General features: G+C 72.4%; 15 protein-coding genes. 7 read left to right on the forward strand and 8 right to left on the reverse strand.

The annotated features are described in order from the left end of the window. Positions 1–24: 24 nt before the first annotated feature. From OHA98_RS24595 to OHA98_RS24605, 3 genes are all read left to right on the forward strand, one after another. Positions 25–891, forward strand: a complete 867-nt coding sequence (locus tag OHA98_RS24595) for an NAD(P)-dependent oxidoreductase (RefSeq protein ID WP_266928915.1) — start codon at positions 25–27, stop codon at positions 889–891. Between the two features lie 81 nt (positions 892–972). Continuing rightward, complete coding sequence (locus OHA98_RS24600) at positions 973–1,533, forward strand: hypothetical protein (RefSeq protein WP_266928916.1); 561 nt, start codon at positions 973–975, stop codon at positions 1,531–1,533. A gap of 310 nt (positions 1,534–1,843) precedes the next feature. After that, positions 1,844–5,188 (forward strand): S8 family peptidase, encoded by a 3,345-nt coding sequence (locus OHA98_RS24605; protein ID WP_266928917.1) that lies wholly within the window; start codon positions 1,844–1,846, stop codon positions 5,186–5,188. Between the two features lie 204 nt (positions 5,189–5,392). Here OHA98_RS24605 and OHA98_RS24610 read toward each other — a convergent pair whose 3' ends face one another. From OHA98_RS24610 to OHA98_RS24640, 7 genes are all read right to left on the reverse strand, one after another. Next, positions 5,393–6,052 (reverse strand): hypothetical protein, encoded by a 660-nt coding sequence (locus tag OHA98_RS24610; RefSeq protein ID WP_266928918.1) that lies wholly within the window; start codon positions 6,050–6,052, stop codon positions 5,393–5,395. Beyond that, positions 6,049–7,569, reverse strand: a complete 1,521-nt coding sequence (locus OHA98_RS24615) for a HAMP domain-containing sensor histidine kinase (RefSeq protein WP_266928919.1) — start codon at positions 7,567–7,569, stop codon at positions 6,049–6,051. Before OHA98_RS24615 ends, OHA98_RS24610 begins: the two co-directional genes overlap by 4 nt. Positions 7,570–7,571: 2 nt before the next feature. Then, the gene (locus OHA98_RS24620; RefSeq protein WP_266928920.1) at positions 7,572–8,255 is read right to left on the reverse strand and encodes a response regulator transcription factor; all 684 of its coding nucleotides are present in this window, start codon (positions 8,253–8,255) and stop codon (positions 7,572–7,574) included. Between the two features lie 142 nt (positions 8,256–8,397). Next, positions 8,398–10,656 (reverse strand): serine/threonine-protein kinase, encoded by a 2,259-nt coding sequence (locus tag OHA98_RS24625; protein ID WP_266928921.1) that lies wholly within the window; start codon positions 10,654–10,656, stop codon positions 8,398–8,400. A 313-nt stretch (positions 10,657–10,969) separates the two neighbouring features. Continuing rightward, a complete protein-coding gene (locus OHA98_RS24630; RefSeq protein ID WP_266928922.1) occupies positions 10,970–12,040 on the reverse strand; it encodes an iron-containing redox enzyme family protein in 1,071 nt (356 codons plus the stop codon). Further along, positions 12,021–12,269: a CDGSH iron-sulfur domain-containing protein gene (locus tag OHA98_RS24635; protein WP_266928923.1), complete on the reverse strand. Its 249-nt coding sequence runs from the start codon at positions 12,267–12,269 to the stop codon at positions 12,021–12,023. Before OHA98_RS24635 ends, OHA98_RS24630 begins: the two co-directional genes overlap by 20 nt. Before the next feature lie 13 nt (positions 12,270–12,282). Next, complete coding sequence (locus tag OHA98_RS24640) at positions 12,283–12,624, reverse strand: hypothetical protein (RefSeq protein WP_266928924.1); 342 nt, start codon at positions 12,622–12,624, stop codon at positions 12,283–12,285. A gap of 315 nt (positions 12,625–12,939) precedes the next feature. On the opposite strand from OHA98_RS24640, the gene OHA98_RS24645 reads away from it, so the two are divergent. Further along, positions 12,940–13,266, forward strand: a complete 327-nt coding sequence (locus tag OHA98_RS24645; protein WP_266928925.1) for a plasmid stabilization protein — start codon at positions 12,940–12,942, stop codon at positions 13,264–13,266. 201 nt (positions 13,267–13,467) lie between these two features. On the opposite strand, the gene OHA98_RS24650 is transcribed toward OHA98_RS24645, so the two are convergent. After that, positions 13,468–13,890, reverse strand: coding sequence for a YjbQ family protein (locus OHA98_RS24650; protein WP_266928926.1), 423 nt, complete (start codon positions 13,888–13,890; stop codon positions 13,468–13,470). 92 nt (positions 13,891–13,982) lie between these two features. Between OHA98_RS24650 and OHA98_RS42980 the strand changes: the two genes are divergently transcribed. The 3 genes from OHA98_RS42980 to OHA98_RS24660 all read left to right on the forward strand — a co-directional run bounded on the left by OHA98_RS42980 (position 13,983) and on the right by OHA98_RS24660 (position 15,965). Next, a complete protein-coding gene (locus OHA98_RS42980; RefSeq protein WP_350692898.1) occupies positions 13,983–14,066 on the forward strand; it encodes a putative leader peptide in 84 nt (27 codons plus the stop codon). Positions 14,067–14,292: 226 nt separating this feature from the next. Then, positions 14,293–15,204 carry an ABC transporter permease gene (locus OHA98_RS24655; protein WP_266928927.1) on the forward strand — a complete coding sequence of 304 codons (912 nt, stop codon included), beginning with the start codon at positions 14,293–14,295 and terminating at the stop codon, positions 15,202–15,204. Beyond that, on the forward strand, positions 15,177–15,965 hold the full coding sequence (locus tag OHA98_RS24660) for an ABC transporter ATP-binding protein (protein ID WP_266928928.1): 789 nt from the start codon (positions 15,177–15,179) through the stop codon (positions 15,963–15,965). Before OHA98_RS24655 ends, OHA98_RS24660 begins: the two co-directional genes overlap by 28 nt. The last annotated feature ends 59 nt before the right edge of the window (positions 15,966–16,024 follow it).

Raw genomic sequence — 16,024 nt, forward strand, 5'->3', positions numbered from 1 at the left:
AGAACCGACGCAGGGAGTGACTGGATGGTCGTCAGAGCGATGGTCACCGGGGCCGCGGGGCGGATCGGGCGAGCGGTCCTCGCGCTGCTCGCCGAGCGCGGGATCGAGGCGAACGCCCTGGTCCTCGATGATCCCGGCGACCTCGCGGCGCGCCTGGTCGTGACCGGCGACGCAGCCGACACGAAGACCGTACGGGCGGCCCTGGAGGGCGCCGACGCGGTCATCCATCTGGCGGCCATCCCGACTCCCGCGCGCAACACCGCACTTGAGGTCTTCGGGGGCAACAGCCTCTCCACCTTCACCGTCCTGGAGGAGGCCGGCCGGGCCGGGATCCGGCACGCGGCGGTGGCGAGCTCCTGGGGGGTCACGGGCCTGCCCTGGACGGACGCCGAGGATCCGCATCCGCCGTACGCACCGGTCGACGAGGCGATGGCCTCCCAGGTGGCCGACCCCTACGGCCTCTCCAAGCAGGTCGACGAGCTGACGGCGCGGATGATGGCGCGGCGGCACGGGATGAGCGTGGTGTGCCTGCGCTATCCGTTCGTGGGCGGCTTCGAGGAACGGCTGCACGCGCAGGCCGCCCGGCTCACGGCCGACCCCGCCGCCGGGGCGCGGGAGCTGTGGACCTACCTGGAGGTCCATGACGCGGCGAGGGCCGCGCTGCTGGCCCTGGACGTACCCGGCCGCGCGGCGCACGCGGTACACCTCTGCGCCCCCGAGATCATCGTGCCGTACCCCACTGAGGAACTGCTGCGGCGCTACCACCCCACCACCGTGCTGCGGCGCCCGCTGCCGGGCCGTACGGCGCCGGTCGACACCTCGGCCGCGCACAGGCTGCTCGGATTCACGGCACACAACCTCATCGGCGGCGGGGCGGCCGTCCCGGGTTGAGGCCGCGGCGGCCGCCGGGCCGCCACCTCACCCGCACCCACTCGTCAGCCCTTGTCCGAGGCCGCGGTTACGATCCCGGCCATGCGTCTTGAAGATCAGCTGGACACCTTGGCGGACCTGGGGCTGCCGCTCGCGGCCGGACGGACCGTGGAGGAGTTGCTGCACTCGCGGCCGCGGGAGGCGTACGAGGCCGAGCCGTTCGACCTGGTGCTGTTCGCGCTGGGCTGCGCGGTCGAGGAGGAGCCGTGGGAGCGGTGGTTCTGCGACCGAGCATGGCACTTCGACACCGAGTGCGTGCGCGGGCCTGGTTCGTACGTGGCGGTCGCCCGCCGGCTGTGCCGGATCACCGGCCGGCCGGACGCCCTGTCCGACCTGCGCGACCACGTCGACCTCGGTGCGGAGGAGGGGTGGATCGCCTACACGGCGGACGGCCGGCGGGTCAGCTGGCCCATCGACATCAGGGACGACTGGGCCGATCTCATGGTGGTCGGCTATCTCATGGACGAGCTGGAACACGGGGGGCGGCGCTTCCATGTCCGGCACAACGGCCAGGCCATGACGGTCTTCTTCCTGGACGACGACGCGGCCGGACGGCTCGACGCGTTGGCCGGTGGGCGGACGGTCGCCCCGTTCCCGGGATAGCCGACCGCGCTCGCCCGTACACCGCGCCTGGGACCTGACGGCCGGCCCGGCCGGTGTCCGTGCCCACCGGTCCGGGCCGGGCCGGTCCGGGCCGGTCCGGGGCGGGCCGGTCCGGGGCGGGCCGGTCCGGGGCGGGCAGGCCCTCGCGAGCGGGCCGGATCGGGCCGAAACAGCTGTTACACAACGATCATTGAGTGCCTTCGAACCGCCTCGGCATACTTCAGAGCCCCGGGGTCGTACGCATATTCGAACACGCCCCCGTGCGGGCCGGGCCCTCGCCCGCCCGATCCACTCCTGAGCAGGGGCAATCTTGCGTAAACGATCAAAGAAGGCGTACGCCGTCGTCGCCGCGGCCGCCGTCGTCCTCACCGCGGGCATGACCGGCCCGGCGGCGGCGCGGCCCGGCGGCCCGGACACAGCCTCCCCGGTCAGCGCCAAGGACTCGGGGACAGCCGGCAGCGCCATGCACACCGTCACCCTGATCACCGGCGACCGGGTCCTCGTGGACTCCCGTGGCCGGGTCGGCGGTATCCAGCGGGCGAAGGGCCGGGAGGACATCCCCTTCTTCACCCAGACCTACAACGGCCGTACCTACGTGGTGCCGCGTGACGCCCGGCGGCTGATCGCCGACGGCACGCTGGACCAGCGGCTGTTCGACATCACCGGACTCGCCGGGCCGGAGAGCCGCAAGGCCAACCGGGCCGGGCTCAAAGTGATCGTCGGCTACCGGGGAGCGGCGGCCGAGTCCGCCCGTGCCGGGGTGCGTTCGTCCGACGGCACCACCGTCCGCCGGACGCTGTCGGCCCTCCACGCCGATGCCGTCACGACCGCCGGTGCCACCGACAGCACGGGCACGCTGTGGGACGCCCTGACCCGTCAGCAGCGCGACGGGTCGGCGGCCAGGACCTCCGGTATCGCGCGGATCTGGCTGGACGGCGTGCGCAAGGCGTCGCTCGACCACAGCACCGGTCAGATCGGTGCCCCGGCGGCCTGGGCCCGTTCGTACGACGGCACGGGTGTCAAGATCGCCGTCGTGGACACCGGGATCGACGCCACCCACCCGGATCTGGCGGGCCGGGTGGTGGCGGAGCAGAACTTCAGCGCCTCCCCGGACGCCAAGGACCGTGTCGGACACGGCACGCATGTGGCCTCCACCGCGGCCGGTGCGGGAGCGAAGGACGCCCGGTTCAAGGGCGTGGCACCCGGGGCCCGGCTGATCAGCGCCAAGGTTCTGGACGACCGCGGCGTCGGTGACGACTCCGGCATCCTCGCGGGGGTCGACTGGGCCGTCGCGCAGGGTGCCGACATCGTCAACATGAGCCTGGGCAGCCCCGACACCGCGGGAATCGACCCACTCGAAGCCCAGGTCAACAAGATCTCCGCGGAGAAGGGCGTCCTGTTCGCGATAGCCGCGGGCAACAGCGGGCCTTCGCGGGGCACCGTCGCGTCGCCGGGCAGCGCCGACGCGGCCCTGACCGTCGGCGCCGTCGACGACAACGACCTGATCGCCGACTTCTCCAGCGTCGGGCCCCGCACCGGGGACAAGGCCGTCAAGCCCGACATCACCGCGCCGGGCGTGGAGATCACGGCGGCCGCGGCGGCCGGCGTCCCGGATCAGAACCCTCCCGGATACGTCAGCCAGAGCGGTACGTCGATGGCGACCCCGCATGTCGCGGGCGCCGCGGCGATCCTCAAGCAGAAGAACCCCACCTGGACGGGCGCACAGATCAAGGCTGTCCTGACGGGCTCGGCCAAGGGCGGCTCCCACACGGTCTTCCAGCAGGGCGCGGGCCGGCTCGCCGTCGACAAGGCGATCGACCAGAGCCTCGTCTCCGAGCCGGGCTCGGTCAGTCTGGGCACCCAGCAGTGGCCCCACACCGACGACACGCCCGTCACCGAGCAGGTGACGTACAGGAACAACGGCACCGCCGACGTGACGCTGGACCTGTCGCTGGAGGCGCCCGTCGGCGGGGACGGAAAGCCCGCCCCGGCCGGGTTCTTCACCCTCGAAGCAGAGCGGGTCACGGTCCCGGCGGGCGGCACCGCCGCCGTGGACCTGACGGCCGACACCCGGCTCGGCGGAACGGTCGACGGCTCGTACTCGGCCACGGTGGTCGCGTCCGGAGGCGGCCAGGCCGTGCGCACCGCGGCGGCGGTGGAGCGGGAGAGCGAGTCCTACGAGGTCACCTTCAAGACCATCGGACGGGACGGTGCGCCCAGCACCGGCTGGCAGGCCGACCTGAAGGGCTACCGCGAGTCCGCAGCTGGCCAGCGGTTCTTCCCGGACCTGTCCTCGGGCTCCACCACGGTCCGGCTGCCGCGCGGCACCTACAGCCTCGCCGCCGACATGCTGGTCGACCCCGCGGCCCCGCGCAAGGGAGCCGATCTGATCAACAATCCGCAGCTCTCGGTGACCGGACCCACCACCGTCACCCTGGACGCCCGGACCACCCGGCCCGTGGACTTCAAGGTGCCGGACGCGGCCGCACGCTTCACGCGCGCCGGAATGATGTACACCCTGAGCACGCCCGAGACCTTCATCATCGAGGGGGGCGAGTTCAGCGGCTTCGACAACCTGCGCACCGCGTACCAGGGTCCCAGGATGGACGAAGGCGCCCTCGCCCAGCAGTGGTCCGCGAACTGGGAGCAGGGCACCAGCGAGTACAACGTCCTCACCGGCGGCCCGGTCCAGGAGCTGGCCACCGGCTACAGCAAGACCTACGCGGCCAAGGACATGGCCCTGGTGAAGGCGAGGATCGGCTCGTCCGTACCCGGCCTCGACGGTGCCATCGCGGCGCACGGCATCCTGGACTACGGAGGCGGCGTCGAGGCCCCTTACTCCGTGCAGTCCGCACCGGGCACGCGGAAGGTGTATCTGTCCACGGCCGACGGGGCCTCGTGGAACATCGTCGCGGGTGTCCTGGGCGAGAAGGACCCGACGGGCTACCGCCCCCTCGACTCGGCGTACGAGCTCGGCGGGCCGCAGCGGTTCGTGGCGGGGAAGACGTACACCGAGGACTTCAACATCGGTGTTCTGGGTCCGCGGATGAACGCGGGCGACGGGATCGTACGCGACGGCGACGACATCTACGGCGCGTTCCCGCTGGTCAGTGATGGGGCAGGCCATTCCGGGTTCGCCCAGTACTCCAGTGCCGGCACCACCGTCCACCGCAACGGCGAGCTGTACGTGCGCAAGGACGTCGCCATCGACGAGGAGCCCTTCACGCTGCCGGCGGACTCCGCCACGTACACGGTGTCGACCACGATCAACCGGAACCCGGCGATCAACCGCACCGGGACCCGGATCGACGCCTCGTGGACCTTCGACTCGGCCCGCACCGAGAGCCCGGCCGAGCTCCCGGTCTCCACGGTCCGGTTCCTGCCGCAGCTCGCGCCGGACTCCACCGTCCCGGCGGGCGGCAAGCAGACCTTCCCCGTCGCGGTACAGGGAGCGGCGGCCGGCGCCAATCTGAAGACCCTGCAGGTCCAGGTGTCGTACGACGGCACGACATGGCTGCCCGTCCCGGTCAGCGCGGACAGGATCACGGTGCGCGCCCCGGCGAAGGACAAGGCGATCTCGCTGAAGGCCGTCGTGACCGACAAGGCAGGCAACCGGTCGACGGTCACGATCCACAACGCCTTCTTCGGCAAGTGAGGCGAACCCGGGCCGGAGCCCACGGGCGGCGCACGATCGGGTGAGACCCCGACGAGCGGCACACGGCACCGGGTGAGTCGAGGAGAGCGGCCCGTCGGAACGAAGGTTCCGGCGGGCCGCTGCTTTCGTGTGCGGTCCGCCGGAAGGCCCGACCGGCCTCCTCGTCACCGGTGCCCGGCCGGCTCGCCCGCCCTCCGCCGAGGCTCAGCGTGCCGACACCGGCACCGGTCGGACGGGGCAGTCGGCCGGGGCGAGGCGCCCGTCCTGCCCGACCAGACGTACGGACACGGCTCCCCGCGCATGCGCCGCGTACGCGGCCGTGCAGACGATCTGGTCGCGGGCGGGGGCGGTCAGCCGTGTCACCCGCAGGCGCAGCCCGACCTCGACGGTGAGGCCGTCCCTCACGATCCGGTCCACGGGCGATGCCGTACGGGGCAGGGAGGGAGCGCTACGGAGCCCGGCCCGCCGTTCGGCCTTGTCCGGTCCGGCGAGCAGGGCGGTGACGGCCGCGAAGGGCGAGAGGGATTCGTCCTCACCCACCGGGGGCGAACCCCCGAGGCTGTGCCGTCCGTACGGCTCGTCCGGGCCGGCCGACGGGTCGTCCGGCCCGACGGGGACCGCGGCGCTGTTGCGCCACTCCGATTCGACGGCCCGTGGCACGGGCAGCAGTTCGCCGTCGGGCGAGAAGAAGAACAACAGCACGCGTCCCTCGCGCGGGGGAAGCAGATCGGCGACAACCGGGCCGCCGGCCTCGATCACGGCCGTCTCCTGGATACCGCAGCCGGCGAGCGGGCCACCGGCGAGCACCAGCAGCGCGGCGGCGAGCCGGACCGCTCGACGCCCATGGTTCGCCGGCTTCTTCACGCGGTGGCCTCCGTCCGGTCGCGGCTGTCCGCCGGCCTCGTGCCACCGTGCGCGGGCGAGGGGTCCTCCGGTGCGCCGCTGCGGGACGCGGGCCCGTCGAAGGGCAGCTCCACGGTGAACAGGGCACCGCCGCCGGGCGCGTTGTCCGCGCGGATCGTGCCGCCGTGCAGCTGTACGTTCTCCTCGGTGATCGCAAGCCCGAGGCCACTGCCGATCGAGCGGGAACGTGCGGCGTCCGCCTTGTAGAAACGGTCGAAGATGTGCGGCAGCGCGTCCGGCGCGATCCCGGAGCCGCTGTCGTGCACCTCGGTGATCAGCACACCCCCGCGTGCCGACAGCCGCACAGTGACGGGTTCGGCACCGTGGCGCAGGGCGTTGCCGACCAGATTGGCCACGATGACATCGAAGCGGCGCGGGTCGAGGCGGATCCGCAGACCGTCGGGCAGCTCCGCGCGGACCCGGCCGAGCCACTGCCTGTCGGACAGGGTTCTGCGCACGGCCTCCGCCGCGTCCACCTCGTCGGCGTTGAGCTCCGCCGCACGGGCGTCGAAGCGGGAGATCTCCATCAGATCCTCCACCAGTACGGCCAGTTTGCCGGTCTCGGCACTGATCAGGCGCACCGCCCGAGCGGTGTCCGGGGCGAGTGTCCCGGCGTCCTCGTCCACCACGTCCGTGACGGCGAGCATCGCGGCGAGCGGGGTGCGCAACTCGTGCGAGACGTCCGAGGCGAAGCGCCGGGCCCGCGTCCCCGCGTCCCGCAACTCCTGCACGGAGCGTTCGAGGCGGGCTGCCGACTCGTTGAACGTCCTGGCCAGGTCGGCCATTTCGTCCCGGCCGTGCACGGGGATACGCGTGTCGAGCTGCCCGCCGCCCATGGAGTTCGCGGCGCGCCGCAGTTCGCGGACGGGGCGCAGCACGCTGCGTGCCGCGAGCAGTGCGGGCACCAGGGCCACCACCAGTCCCGGCAGCGCGCCGTGGCGGGCGGCGGTCACCAGGGCGTCGATGTCCACCTCCTCGTTCGTCATGGGCATCACGGCGAAGAGGACCAGGCCACTGGGCACCGCGCCGCCGCCCGCCACGACCCGGGTCATCACCGGCATCCCGATCGTCAGATACGCCTTCCCGTCCTTGACGACCCGCTCGAAGCTGCCGTGCGGCGAAGTGAGCACCGTGCGGCGCAGCTCCGCGGTCAGTACGCCGGAGACGGGCCGGTCACCCGAGGAGGCGCGCAACGAGCCGTACTCGGCGAAGACGATCCACGGATGCGGTTTGGCGCGCGCCGCGATGTCGTAGAGGTACCACCTCAGCGAATCCGGGTCCAGCGGCAGGCTGGGGACGAACCGCTCGACCTCCTCGCGGAAGGAGGCGACGGCCGTGTCCTGCGCACGTTCGAGGACCGCGCTGCGCGCCTCCCGATAGGTCAGCGCGGCGGTCGTCACGGCGCTGACTGCGGCCACCAGCAGGAACGCGATCACCAGCCGGGTGCGCAGCCCGAACGCGGCGGTCGCTCCAGGCATCCTCACAGGGGCCCGAAGCGGTAGCCGAAGCCCCGCAGGGTCTGAATGTACCGAGGGCTGCCGGACGGGTCTTCGATCTTGGCGCGCAGCCGGCGCACACAGGCGTCCACCAGACGGACGTCATGGTGGTAACTGTGCTCCCAGACCTCTTCCAGGAGCCGCTGCCGGCTGAAGACCTGTCCCGGCGCCGCGGACAGGTACAGCAACAGCTTGAGTTCGGAGGGTGCGAGGGCCACCCTGGCGCCCGACACGAGGACGGTGTGGCCGGCGCGGTCGATGTCGAGTTCGCCGTGGCGCTCGACGGCGGGCCTCGCCCCGACCGGGCCTTCGATGCGGCGCAGCACGGCACGTATGCGGGCCTCGATGACCTCGGTGCGGGCGGGCTTGACGATGTAGTCGTCCGCACCCGCCTCCAGGCCGACGACGATGTCGACGTCGTCGCCGCGCGCGGTCAGCATGATGATCGGTAACTGGCTGGTCTCGCGTACCCGGCAGCACACCTGGACGCCGCTCATGGCGGGGAGCATGAGGTCGAGCAGCAGGAGATCGGGGCGAAAGCCGCCCAGCGCCTCCAGACCGGCCTCGCCGGTCGCGGCGGCGAGGACGTCGTGCCCGCGCCGGCGCAGCCCGATCTCGACGCCCTCGCGCACGGAGGGGTCGTCTTCGACGAGGAGGACGCGTGGCATGGCGGTATCTCCGGAGTCATGGGGAATGGGGGATGGGAATGGGGAGTCGTGAAGGACACGGCGGTGTGGCGGCAGGGGACAGGGACGAGGACCGGATGCTCCCGTCCGCGCGGAAAGGCGGCCGGCGTCCGGTGACGCCGGGTCAGCCCGATGTCGGCGGCTTCTGTACGTCGAAGGCGAAGAGGGTGTTCTCGGCCGCGGCCACGATCACCGCACGCCCCGCGACGGTGACGCGCGGGCTCGCGCCCTGCTCCCCCGTCAGACCGTCGGCCTGCGGATCCGTTGTCCACAGGGCCTTGCCGTCGTCCGGCGACAGCGCGACCACCCGGCCGGTGGCCGAGCTGAAGTACAGCGCGCCGGCTCCCGCCACGGGGCCCGAGGCACCCTCCACGGCCGTCTGCCGCGACCACTTCTTCCGGCCGGTCGCGGGGTCGAGGGCGGTGACGAGACCGGTCTGCCCGCTCACGTAGACGGTGCCGTCCACCATGCCGGGCGTTCCCTCGAAAGTCCTGGCCAGCCGGGAGTACGTGACTTTCCGGGAAGCCGGGTCGACCCGCGCCACCCCGTCGTAGCCGGCCGGCGCCGTTCCCTCCATGTGCCGCTGAAGGAGTACGAGCCCGCCGTCGGCGGCACCCATCGGCACGGCGGGGCCGTCGACCGCGATGGGCCTGCCCAGTGTCCCCGAGGCGCGGTCGACCGTGTGCAGGGTGGGGTGGTGCACCTCCGAGGCGTCCAGCTCCCCGTCCGTCGCGCACATCGCGAGGAGCCGCGTTCCCAGGGGAACGGGAGCGCACCGCTCGCCCGTGGGGAACGGCGTCGTCCAGGCGACCTCACCGCTGTGCGCGTCCCGGGCCTCGAAGCGGGAGTTGAAGGCGTCGACCGTCACCACCGCGGAGCCGACCACGAGGGCGTCCTGGGACCGGCCCGTGACGGCCTGCGACTGGGCGCCGGACGGCACGGACCACAGCTCCCGGCCGCTGTTCGCGTCGAGGGCCACCACCTCGCTGGGAGGGTCCTGCGGGGCGTCCTGGGCGGCGATGCGGTAGCCGAGCACCGTGTCGTCGGTGGCCCCCACCAGGTGCATGCCCTGGACGGGGACACCCGGGCTCTTCACCGTCCACACCGGCGCGCCGTCCAGGGCGCTGATACGGGTCGCGACCACACTGCCGCCCCCGCAGAACAGCGCGTCGCCGTGCGCGAGGCAGCGCAGCTCGTCGGGGATGTCCTCGCGACCGCCGTGCACGGTCCTGCGCCACGGCTCGAAGCCGTCCGGAAGCGCGGCACCCGGCGCCGCGACGCTGTCGCCCTTGTCGCCGCCGTTCCCCCCGCGGTCGCCCGCCTTCAGCGCGGCGGCTCCCCCGCCGATCGCCGCGACCGCGACCGCGGCCGCGAGCACGGGCCGCCATCGGCGGTGCAGACGGCGGCCGACGGTGTTCCCGGGACCGGCCGGGGTGGCGGCCGGAGCGGTGGCCGGCGCCGGAGTCGCCGCCGGAGCGGTGCCCGGCGCCGGGGTGTCCTCCGCCGCGACGTGATGCTGGGTGTTCATGTCGCGGGTGCGGCCCGTGACAACCCCGTTCGCGGCGATCCCGCCGAGGTCGGCCGGCAGGTCCCGCAGCAGTACGAGGAGTTCGTCCGCGGAGGGACGCCCCTCCGGCTCCTTGTCCAGGCACGACTCGACGACCACGCGCAGAGCCACCGGCACCGCGCCCAGCGACGGCTCCTCGTGCACCACCTGATATGCCGTCATGTAGGGGCTGTCCGCGTCGAAGGGCCCGTGCCCCGTCGCCGCGTACACCAGCAGCGTCCCCAGCGAGAAGACATCGGACCGCGGCCCCACACCACGCGGCGCCTGCAACTGCTCCGGCGACATGAAGGGCGGCGTACCGATGACCCGCCCCGTCATCGTCAGCGTCTGCTGGTCCACGGCGCGCGAGATGCCGAAGTCGATGACGCGCGGGCCTTCGGGCGAGAGCACGACGTTCGAGGGTTTCAGGTCACGGTGGACGACCCCCACCCGGTGGATGTCGCGCAGCGCCTCGGCCAGCCCGATCGCGAGCCTCCTCAGCTCCGCTCCGTTCAGCGGGCCCTCGGCGGCGATGTGCTGGGCCAGCGTGTGCCCCTCGACATAGGTCGTCGCCATCCACGGCTGCTCGGCCTCGGGGGCGGCATCGACCACGGCGGCGGTGAACGCGCCGCTCACCCGCCTCGCCGCCGCCACTTCCTGCCGGAAGCGGATGCGGAACTCGTCGTCCCCCGCGAACTGCTGGTGGATCAGTTTGATCGCGACAGGCCGCCCCGAACTCGTACGGGCCAGAAAGACCGTGCCCATGCCACCCGAGCCGAGCCGAGCCTCCAGTGGATAGCCACCGATCTCGACCGGATCACCTCCGCGCAGCGACACTCTTCCCGACCTCCCGTTCCCCGTGCATCTCTGCCACCACGGGCCTGCGTACCTGTTCTGCACACAAACTAGCCGCAGGGCAGTACAGCAGAGCAAAGCGGGTGACGAACAGGGAGCCCGGGGCCGCTCGCGTGCCGCACAAGACGAAGCCCGGACGAAGCCCGGACGATGATCGCAGATCCCATGGATCGTCGCAGCCACGGCGGCAGGCCGAGAACTCCGGGAGGGAGGGAGACCTCCTGGCACGGCGCCTGCGCGCGCCTCCCCCCGCAGCGGACAACCGGCCGAGCCCGCGCATGGGCACACACGCCCCCTACGGCGCGTTGGGCGGAGTGACAAGGGGCCGACGAGAGCGAGAGCGCGGGTCGGCAGCACCGACGCCGTTGCGCAGCGCCGACCGTCCGGTCCGCCAGGCGTTCAGGAGATGCGAGGCCAGTCGGCGCTCCAGGTGCACAGTGGCGTCCGCTCCGAAGGCCACCTCGGAGTCCAGGTGCGGCTCTTCGGCGAGCAGGCCGCCGATCACCTCCCGGCGTACGACCTGTTCGTGCACGGCGTCCGCCTCGACATGCTCCGTGTAGAAGCGTTCGGCCGCAGGCCCGGCACCGCTGCGCCGCATCGCCGCGGCGAGCCGACGGGATCCGGGCGACGAGGTGACCTCGACGCAGGCGAAATGGCCGACCAACGCTCCGCGCAAGGCTCGGTGCAGGCCGAACAGCGTCATGACGTTCACGACCGCGAGGGCGGGGGCGGGGGCCGCCTCCACGTAGTGGCCGTAGCGGGTGTTCAGACCAAGATCATCCATCAGCTCGGTGAAGAGCTGGGCATGGATGTCCTCGGCCCGCCCGGCACCGAACTCGTCGTACTCGATGGCGACCATGCCGGCCTTGGCCCGTCCGCGCAGCCGGGGGATCACCCAGGCGTGCGGGTCCGCCTCCTTGAGGTGGTAGAGCGAGCGCAGAGCCGCGTATTCGCGGATCTGCCACAGCACTCCCTCATGCTCCAGATGGTGGGCGATGCCGCCGCGTGGGTCGGTGGGCTCGACCAGCAGTTCACCGAAGACCACGTCCGTCGAGCGTCCGGAACGGACATCTGCCCGCAGAGCGCCGAGAAAACGCTGTTCGAGTGCCCGGCGCAACGGCATGAGCACGGGGTCCCACTCACGGTCCTCGGCGACGTCGGCGAAGCCCTGGTAGTGCAGTTCGTAGAGTACGTAGAGGGCCAGTTGCAGGTCCTCCCCGTACGGGTCGGCGGCTGCGGCCCCGTCCACCCCGGGAGGTGCCTGTCGCGGCGAGGCAAGAGCTGCGAACAGACCCGCCGACAGCGGTCCCCGGGAGGTGGGAACGACCGGGCCCGCAGGGTTGTGGTCAGTGGGGGGCGCCGTCATGGGAGCCCTTCGGGTCGCTGCCGGACGGCTGGTCGCAGTCCTCGCGGCGGCCGGCGCCGGAGGGCTTCGTACGTCTGCGGTGACTGGTGTCGCACCAGGGGTACGCGCGGCTGCGCCGACAGGTGCAGACGGCGACGACGAACCGGTCGGAAGCGGCGATCGTGCCGTCCTCCTGGACGATCTCCACCGGCCCGTCGATCAGAATCGGACCATCGCGGACAACGGTCATACGCCTGGCACGGTCAGCTTCGTTCGGCACGGACGACCACCGGTTCCTCTGCGCCCTCGCCGGCGCCGATCAGTCCCTGGGCCCGCGGCCACGGCAGCCGTCGGGTGACCGCAGGACCGCAGGGTACGCGGGCCCGGTCCGTCACCGAGCGGCGCGGACCGGCGGCAGCGGGCCGTCGGAACGTTTCCTCGGCATCGCGGAGTCCGGAACGCACCAGGAGTTCCCGCCGTCCACCGTGCCCCGCGTCCCGGGCGTGCCGCACGGCGTCCTCACCGGGCCGTCCGCCGGCCATCGCCGCGACGTGGTGGTGAGCAACCCACCGTACGTGTCCGCGCCCCACGAACACCGTCGTCATCGGAAACCTCCACGGGGGGACAGACAGGTTCAGGTCTCTGCTCGTCTCGCCGGGCGGGTGCCCCGCCCATTCAGGTTCGGTCCGGCGGCGCTCCGCCGCCACTTCACGGCGTTCCCGGCCCCCTGCCCGCGCCAGTACGCGCCCGGCACCCGGCGTCACCCGAGCGCACGGCCCGATGGGCACATCCGGGGCAGCGGTGCCATGTTTCGCACGTGGACCCGTGGCAACCCGGTCGTGGTCGGCGCCGTATCGCCGTCGCCGGTACGGGCCGTGCGCCCGGGGGTGGAGAGCCCTACGGGCAGGAAGGAGAACGTCATGCCGGCAGGATCCAGCCGCAAACGCGAGCGTCAGTACGAACACGTGAAGGAGAGCGCCGAGAGGCGCGGGGAGTCGGAGAAGCGCGCGAAGGAGATCGCCGCCCGCACCGTCAACAAGGAGCGGGCCCGCTCGGGTGAGTCGAGGACGGCGAGCAGGACGTCCACACAGGACCCCAAATCGGCCTCCCAGCGAGGCGGAGAGCGCTCGCACAAGGGCGCGCAGGGCCGCACCAGGGACCAGCTGTACGAAGAGGCCAGGAGGAAGAACGTCGAGGGCCGCTCAACGATGAACAAGGAGCAGCTCCGCCAGGCCGTCAGCCGCTGACCCACCGGGTCCACTGCCTGCCGCGCGGCGTGACGGCGCTGCGGCCGGTGTTCAGGCAGTCGCCGCACGCCGGGCAGGCATGTGCCGCGCCCTTCGCGAGGCCGTTCGATCACCGTCAGGTCCGGACCCCGCGACGCGCTCCCCGTTCGATCGCGCAGAGCTACGGAGGATCGGCGGCAGGACCCCCGCGAGCGATCCTGGTCAGCCCAGGAAACTCAGTCGAACCTGGCGGTCGGGGTTGTCCATGTTCGTATCGACCAGGCACACCGACTGCCACGTCCCCAGTGCCAGTTGTCCGGCGATGACCGGCAGGGTGGCGTGCGGGGGGACGAGGGCCGGCAGCACATGGTCGCGGCCGTGGCCGGGGCTGCCGTGGCGGTGCTGCCAGCGTTCGTCGGCGGGCAGCAGGGTGTGCAGGGCCGCGAGGAGGTCGTCGTCGCTGCCCGCTCCGACTTCCAGGACGGCGATTCCCGCGGTGGCGTGCGGCACGAAGACGTTGAGCAGACCGTCTCGGCCGGCCGCGGTGCGGGTGAGGAACTCCTCGCAGTCATGGGTCAGGTCGGTGACGGTCTCCGTGGAGCCGGTGGCGATGCGCAGAACACTGGTGGTGAAGCTGTCGGCCATGGCTTCATCCTCCCGCCCGAGCGGCAGGATGGCACGTCCACGTGTCGAGACGCCATTGACCGGTTCCGCAGCGCGTCGCTACGTTCAGCGACATGTTCCGATCAGCTCTGCTCACTTCGCGCGGTCACATCGACCTGCTGCGGGTGGCCTCCGCCGCGTGTCGCCGCGGCTGCTGACGTTCTCCCAGCGCATGTTCCGCCCGCTCTGACCGGGTGTTCCGTTCGCCCGCTCCGAGCGGGTGCGCGCCCCTTTTGCCGTACGTGGCCCCGCCGTGTCCGGGTCCGCCGGAACCGCGGCGTGATCCCTGTGCCACCGCCGTAGCCGTGGTGCGGGTGCGTATGACCCGGGTGGCGCCGTTCCGCTGTTCCTCGCCCCTGCCCGTGGACTGCTCGTGGAGCCCTCATGACCCTCGGCCACGCATCCGCATCCGCATCCGCATCCGCATCCGCCCCACCACCCGGCATACCCATCGACCCGGTCAAGCCCTCCGCGCGGCCGAGTCCGCCGGATCTCGAACACGTACTCCCTTCGTCCGCCCGCGGGACGCGTCTGCGGTCCGTTCCGCGCCGGCTGCGCCGTACGGCCGGTCCGCTGCTGCTCGCCCTGTGGCAGGTGTTCAGCGCCACGGGCGTTCTGCACCCCGACGTGCTCGCCTCGCCCGGCACCATCGCGGGGGCCGGGTCCGGTCTGATCGCTGGCGGGACTCTGCCCTCCGCCATGGCGGTGTCGCTCCAGCGGGTGGCCGCCGGTCTGCTGCTCGGCGGAGTGGCCGGGACGGCGCTCGCGCTGGTCTCGGGGCTGTCCCGGCTGGGCGAGGACCTCGTGGACGCGACCGTACTGATGCTCCGCACCGTCCCGTGGGTGGGGCTGATACCGCTCTTCATCATCTGGCTCGGCATCGGTGAGGCTCCGAAGGTGGCGCTCATCGCGCTCGGGGTCGCCTTCCATCTGTACCTCGACGTCTATGCCGGGATACGGGGCGTGGACGCCCAACTCATCGAGGCGGGACAGTCGTTGGGGCTCAGCAGGTGGGCCATGGTGCGCCATGTGGTGCTGCCGGGAGCACTGCCCGGAGCCATGACCGGACTGCGGTACTCCCTCGCCACCGCCTGGCTGGCGCTCGTCTTCGGCGAGTCCGTCAACGCCGACGCGGGAATCGGCTTCCTGATGAACCAGGCCCGGGACTTCTTCCGCACCGACGTGATCGTCGTCTGCCTGGTCGTCTACGCCTTCCTCGGCCTTGCCGCCGATGCCATCGTCCGGACTCTCGAAAGGCCGCTGCTGCAATGGCGACCGACTTTCACAGGCCAGTGACCGCCCGTATCCCCGCCCGGCCCGAGGGGCCGGAGGCCGCCGTACGGGTCGCGGGGCTGACCCGCGCCTTCGACGGGCGCCCGGTCATCGACGGTCTCGATCTCACCCTGCGGGCCGGTGAGTTCACCGCCCTGCTGGGGCGCAGCGGCTGCGGGAAGTCCACGCTTCTGCGGGTGCTGGCCGGACTCGACCGGGAGATCGACGGCACCGTTCTCGTACCCCGCCGGCGGGCCGTCGCCTTCCAGACACCCCGGCTGATGCCCTGGAAGAGGGTCTGGCGCAATGTCCTGCTCGGACTGCCCGGAAAGCCCGGAAAGCCCGGACGAGCGGTCGCGGAACGGGCGTTGGCGGAGGTCGGACTCGGGGGGCCGGCCGGGGCCTGGCCCAGGACGCTCTCCTGCGGGGAGGCCCAGCGCGCGCCCCTGGCCCGAGCCCTGGCCCGTGAGCCCGATCTGCTGCTGCTCGACGAACCGTTCGGCGCGCTCGACGCGTTGACCCGGATCCGGGCGCAGCGCCTGGTGGCCGAGCTCTGGCAGCGGCGCGGCTGCGCGGTGCTGCTGGTCACCCACGACGTGGACGAGGCGCTGCTGCTCGCCGACCGGGTGCTGGTGATGCGGGACGGGGGGATCGCGTACGACTCTCCGGTCGCCCTGGACCGGCCGCGCGGTGTCGGCGCCGCCGGGTTCGCCGCTCTGCGCTCCCGGCTCCTGGCCGAGCTGGGGGTCGAGGGTCCGGATGCCGCCGCGCACGAGGCCGTCTGAGCCCCGCCCTCTCCCTCTTCCCCTCCCCCGTCCCGTACGGCCCGGTGCGCCCCCGGACG

This window comes from Streptomyces sp. NBC_00654 (genome assembly GCF_026341775.1).
In the GTDB taxonomy this organism is placed as follows: domain Bacteria; phylum Actinomycetota; class Actinomycetes; order Streptomycetales; family Streptomycetaceae; genus Streptomyces.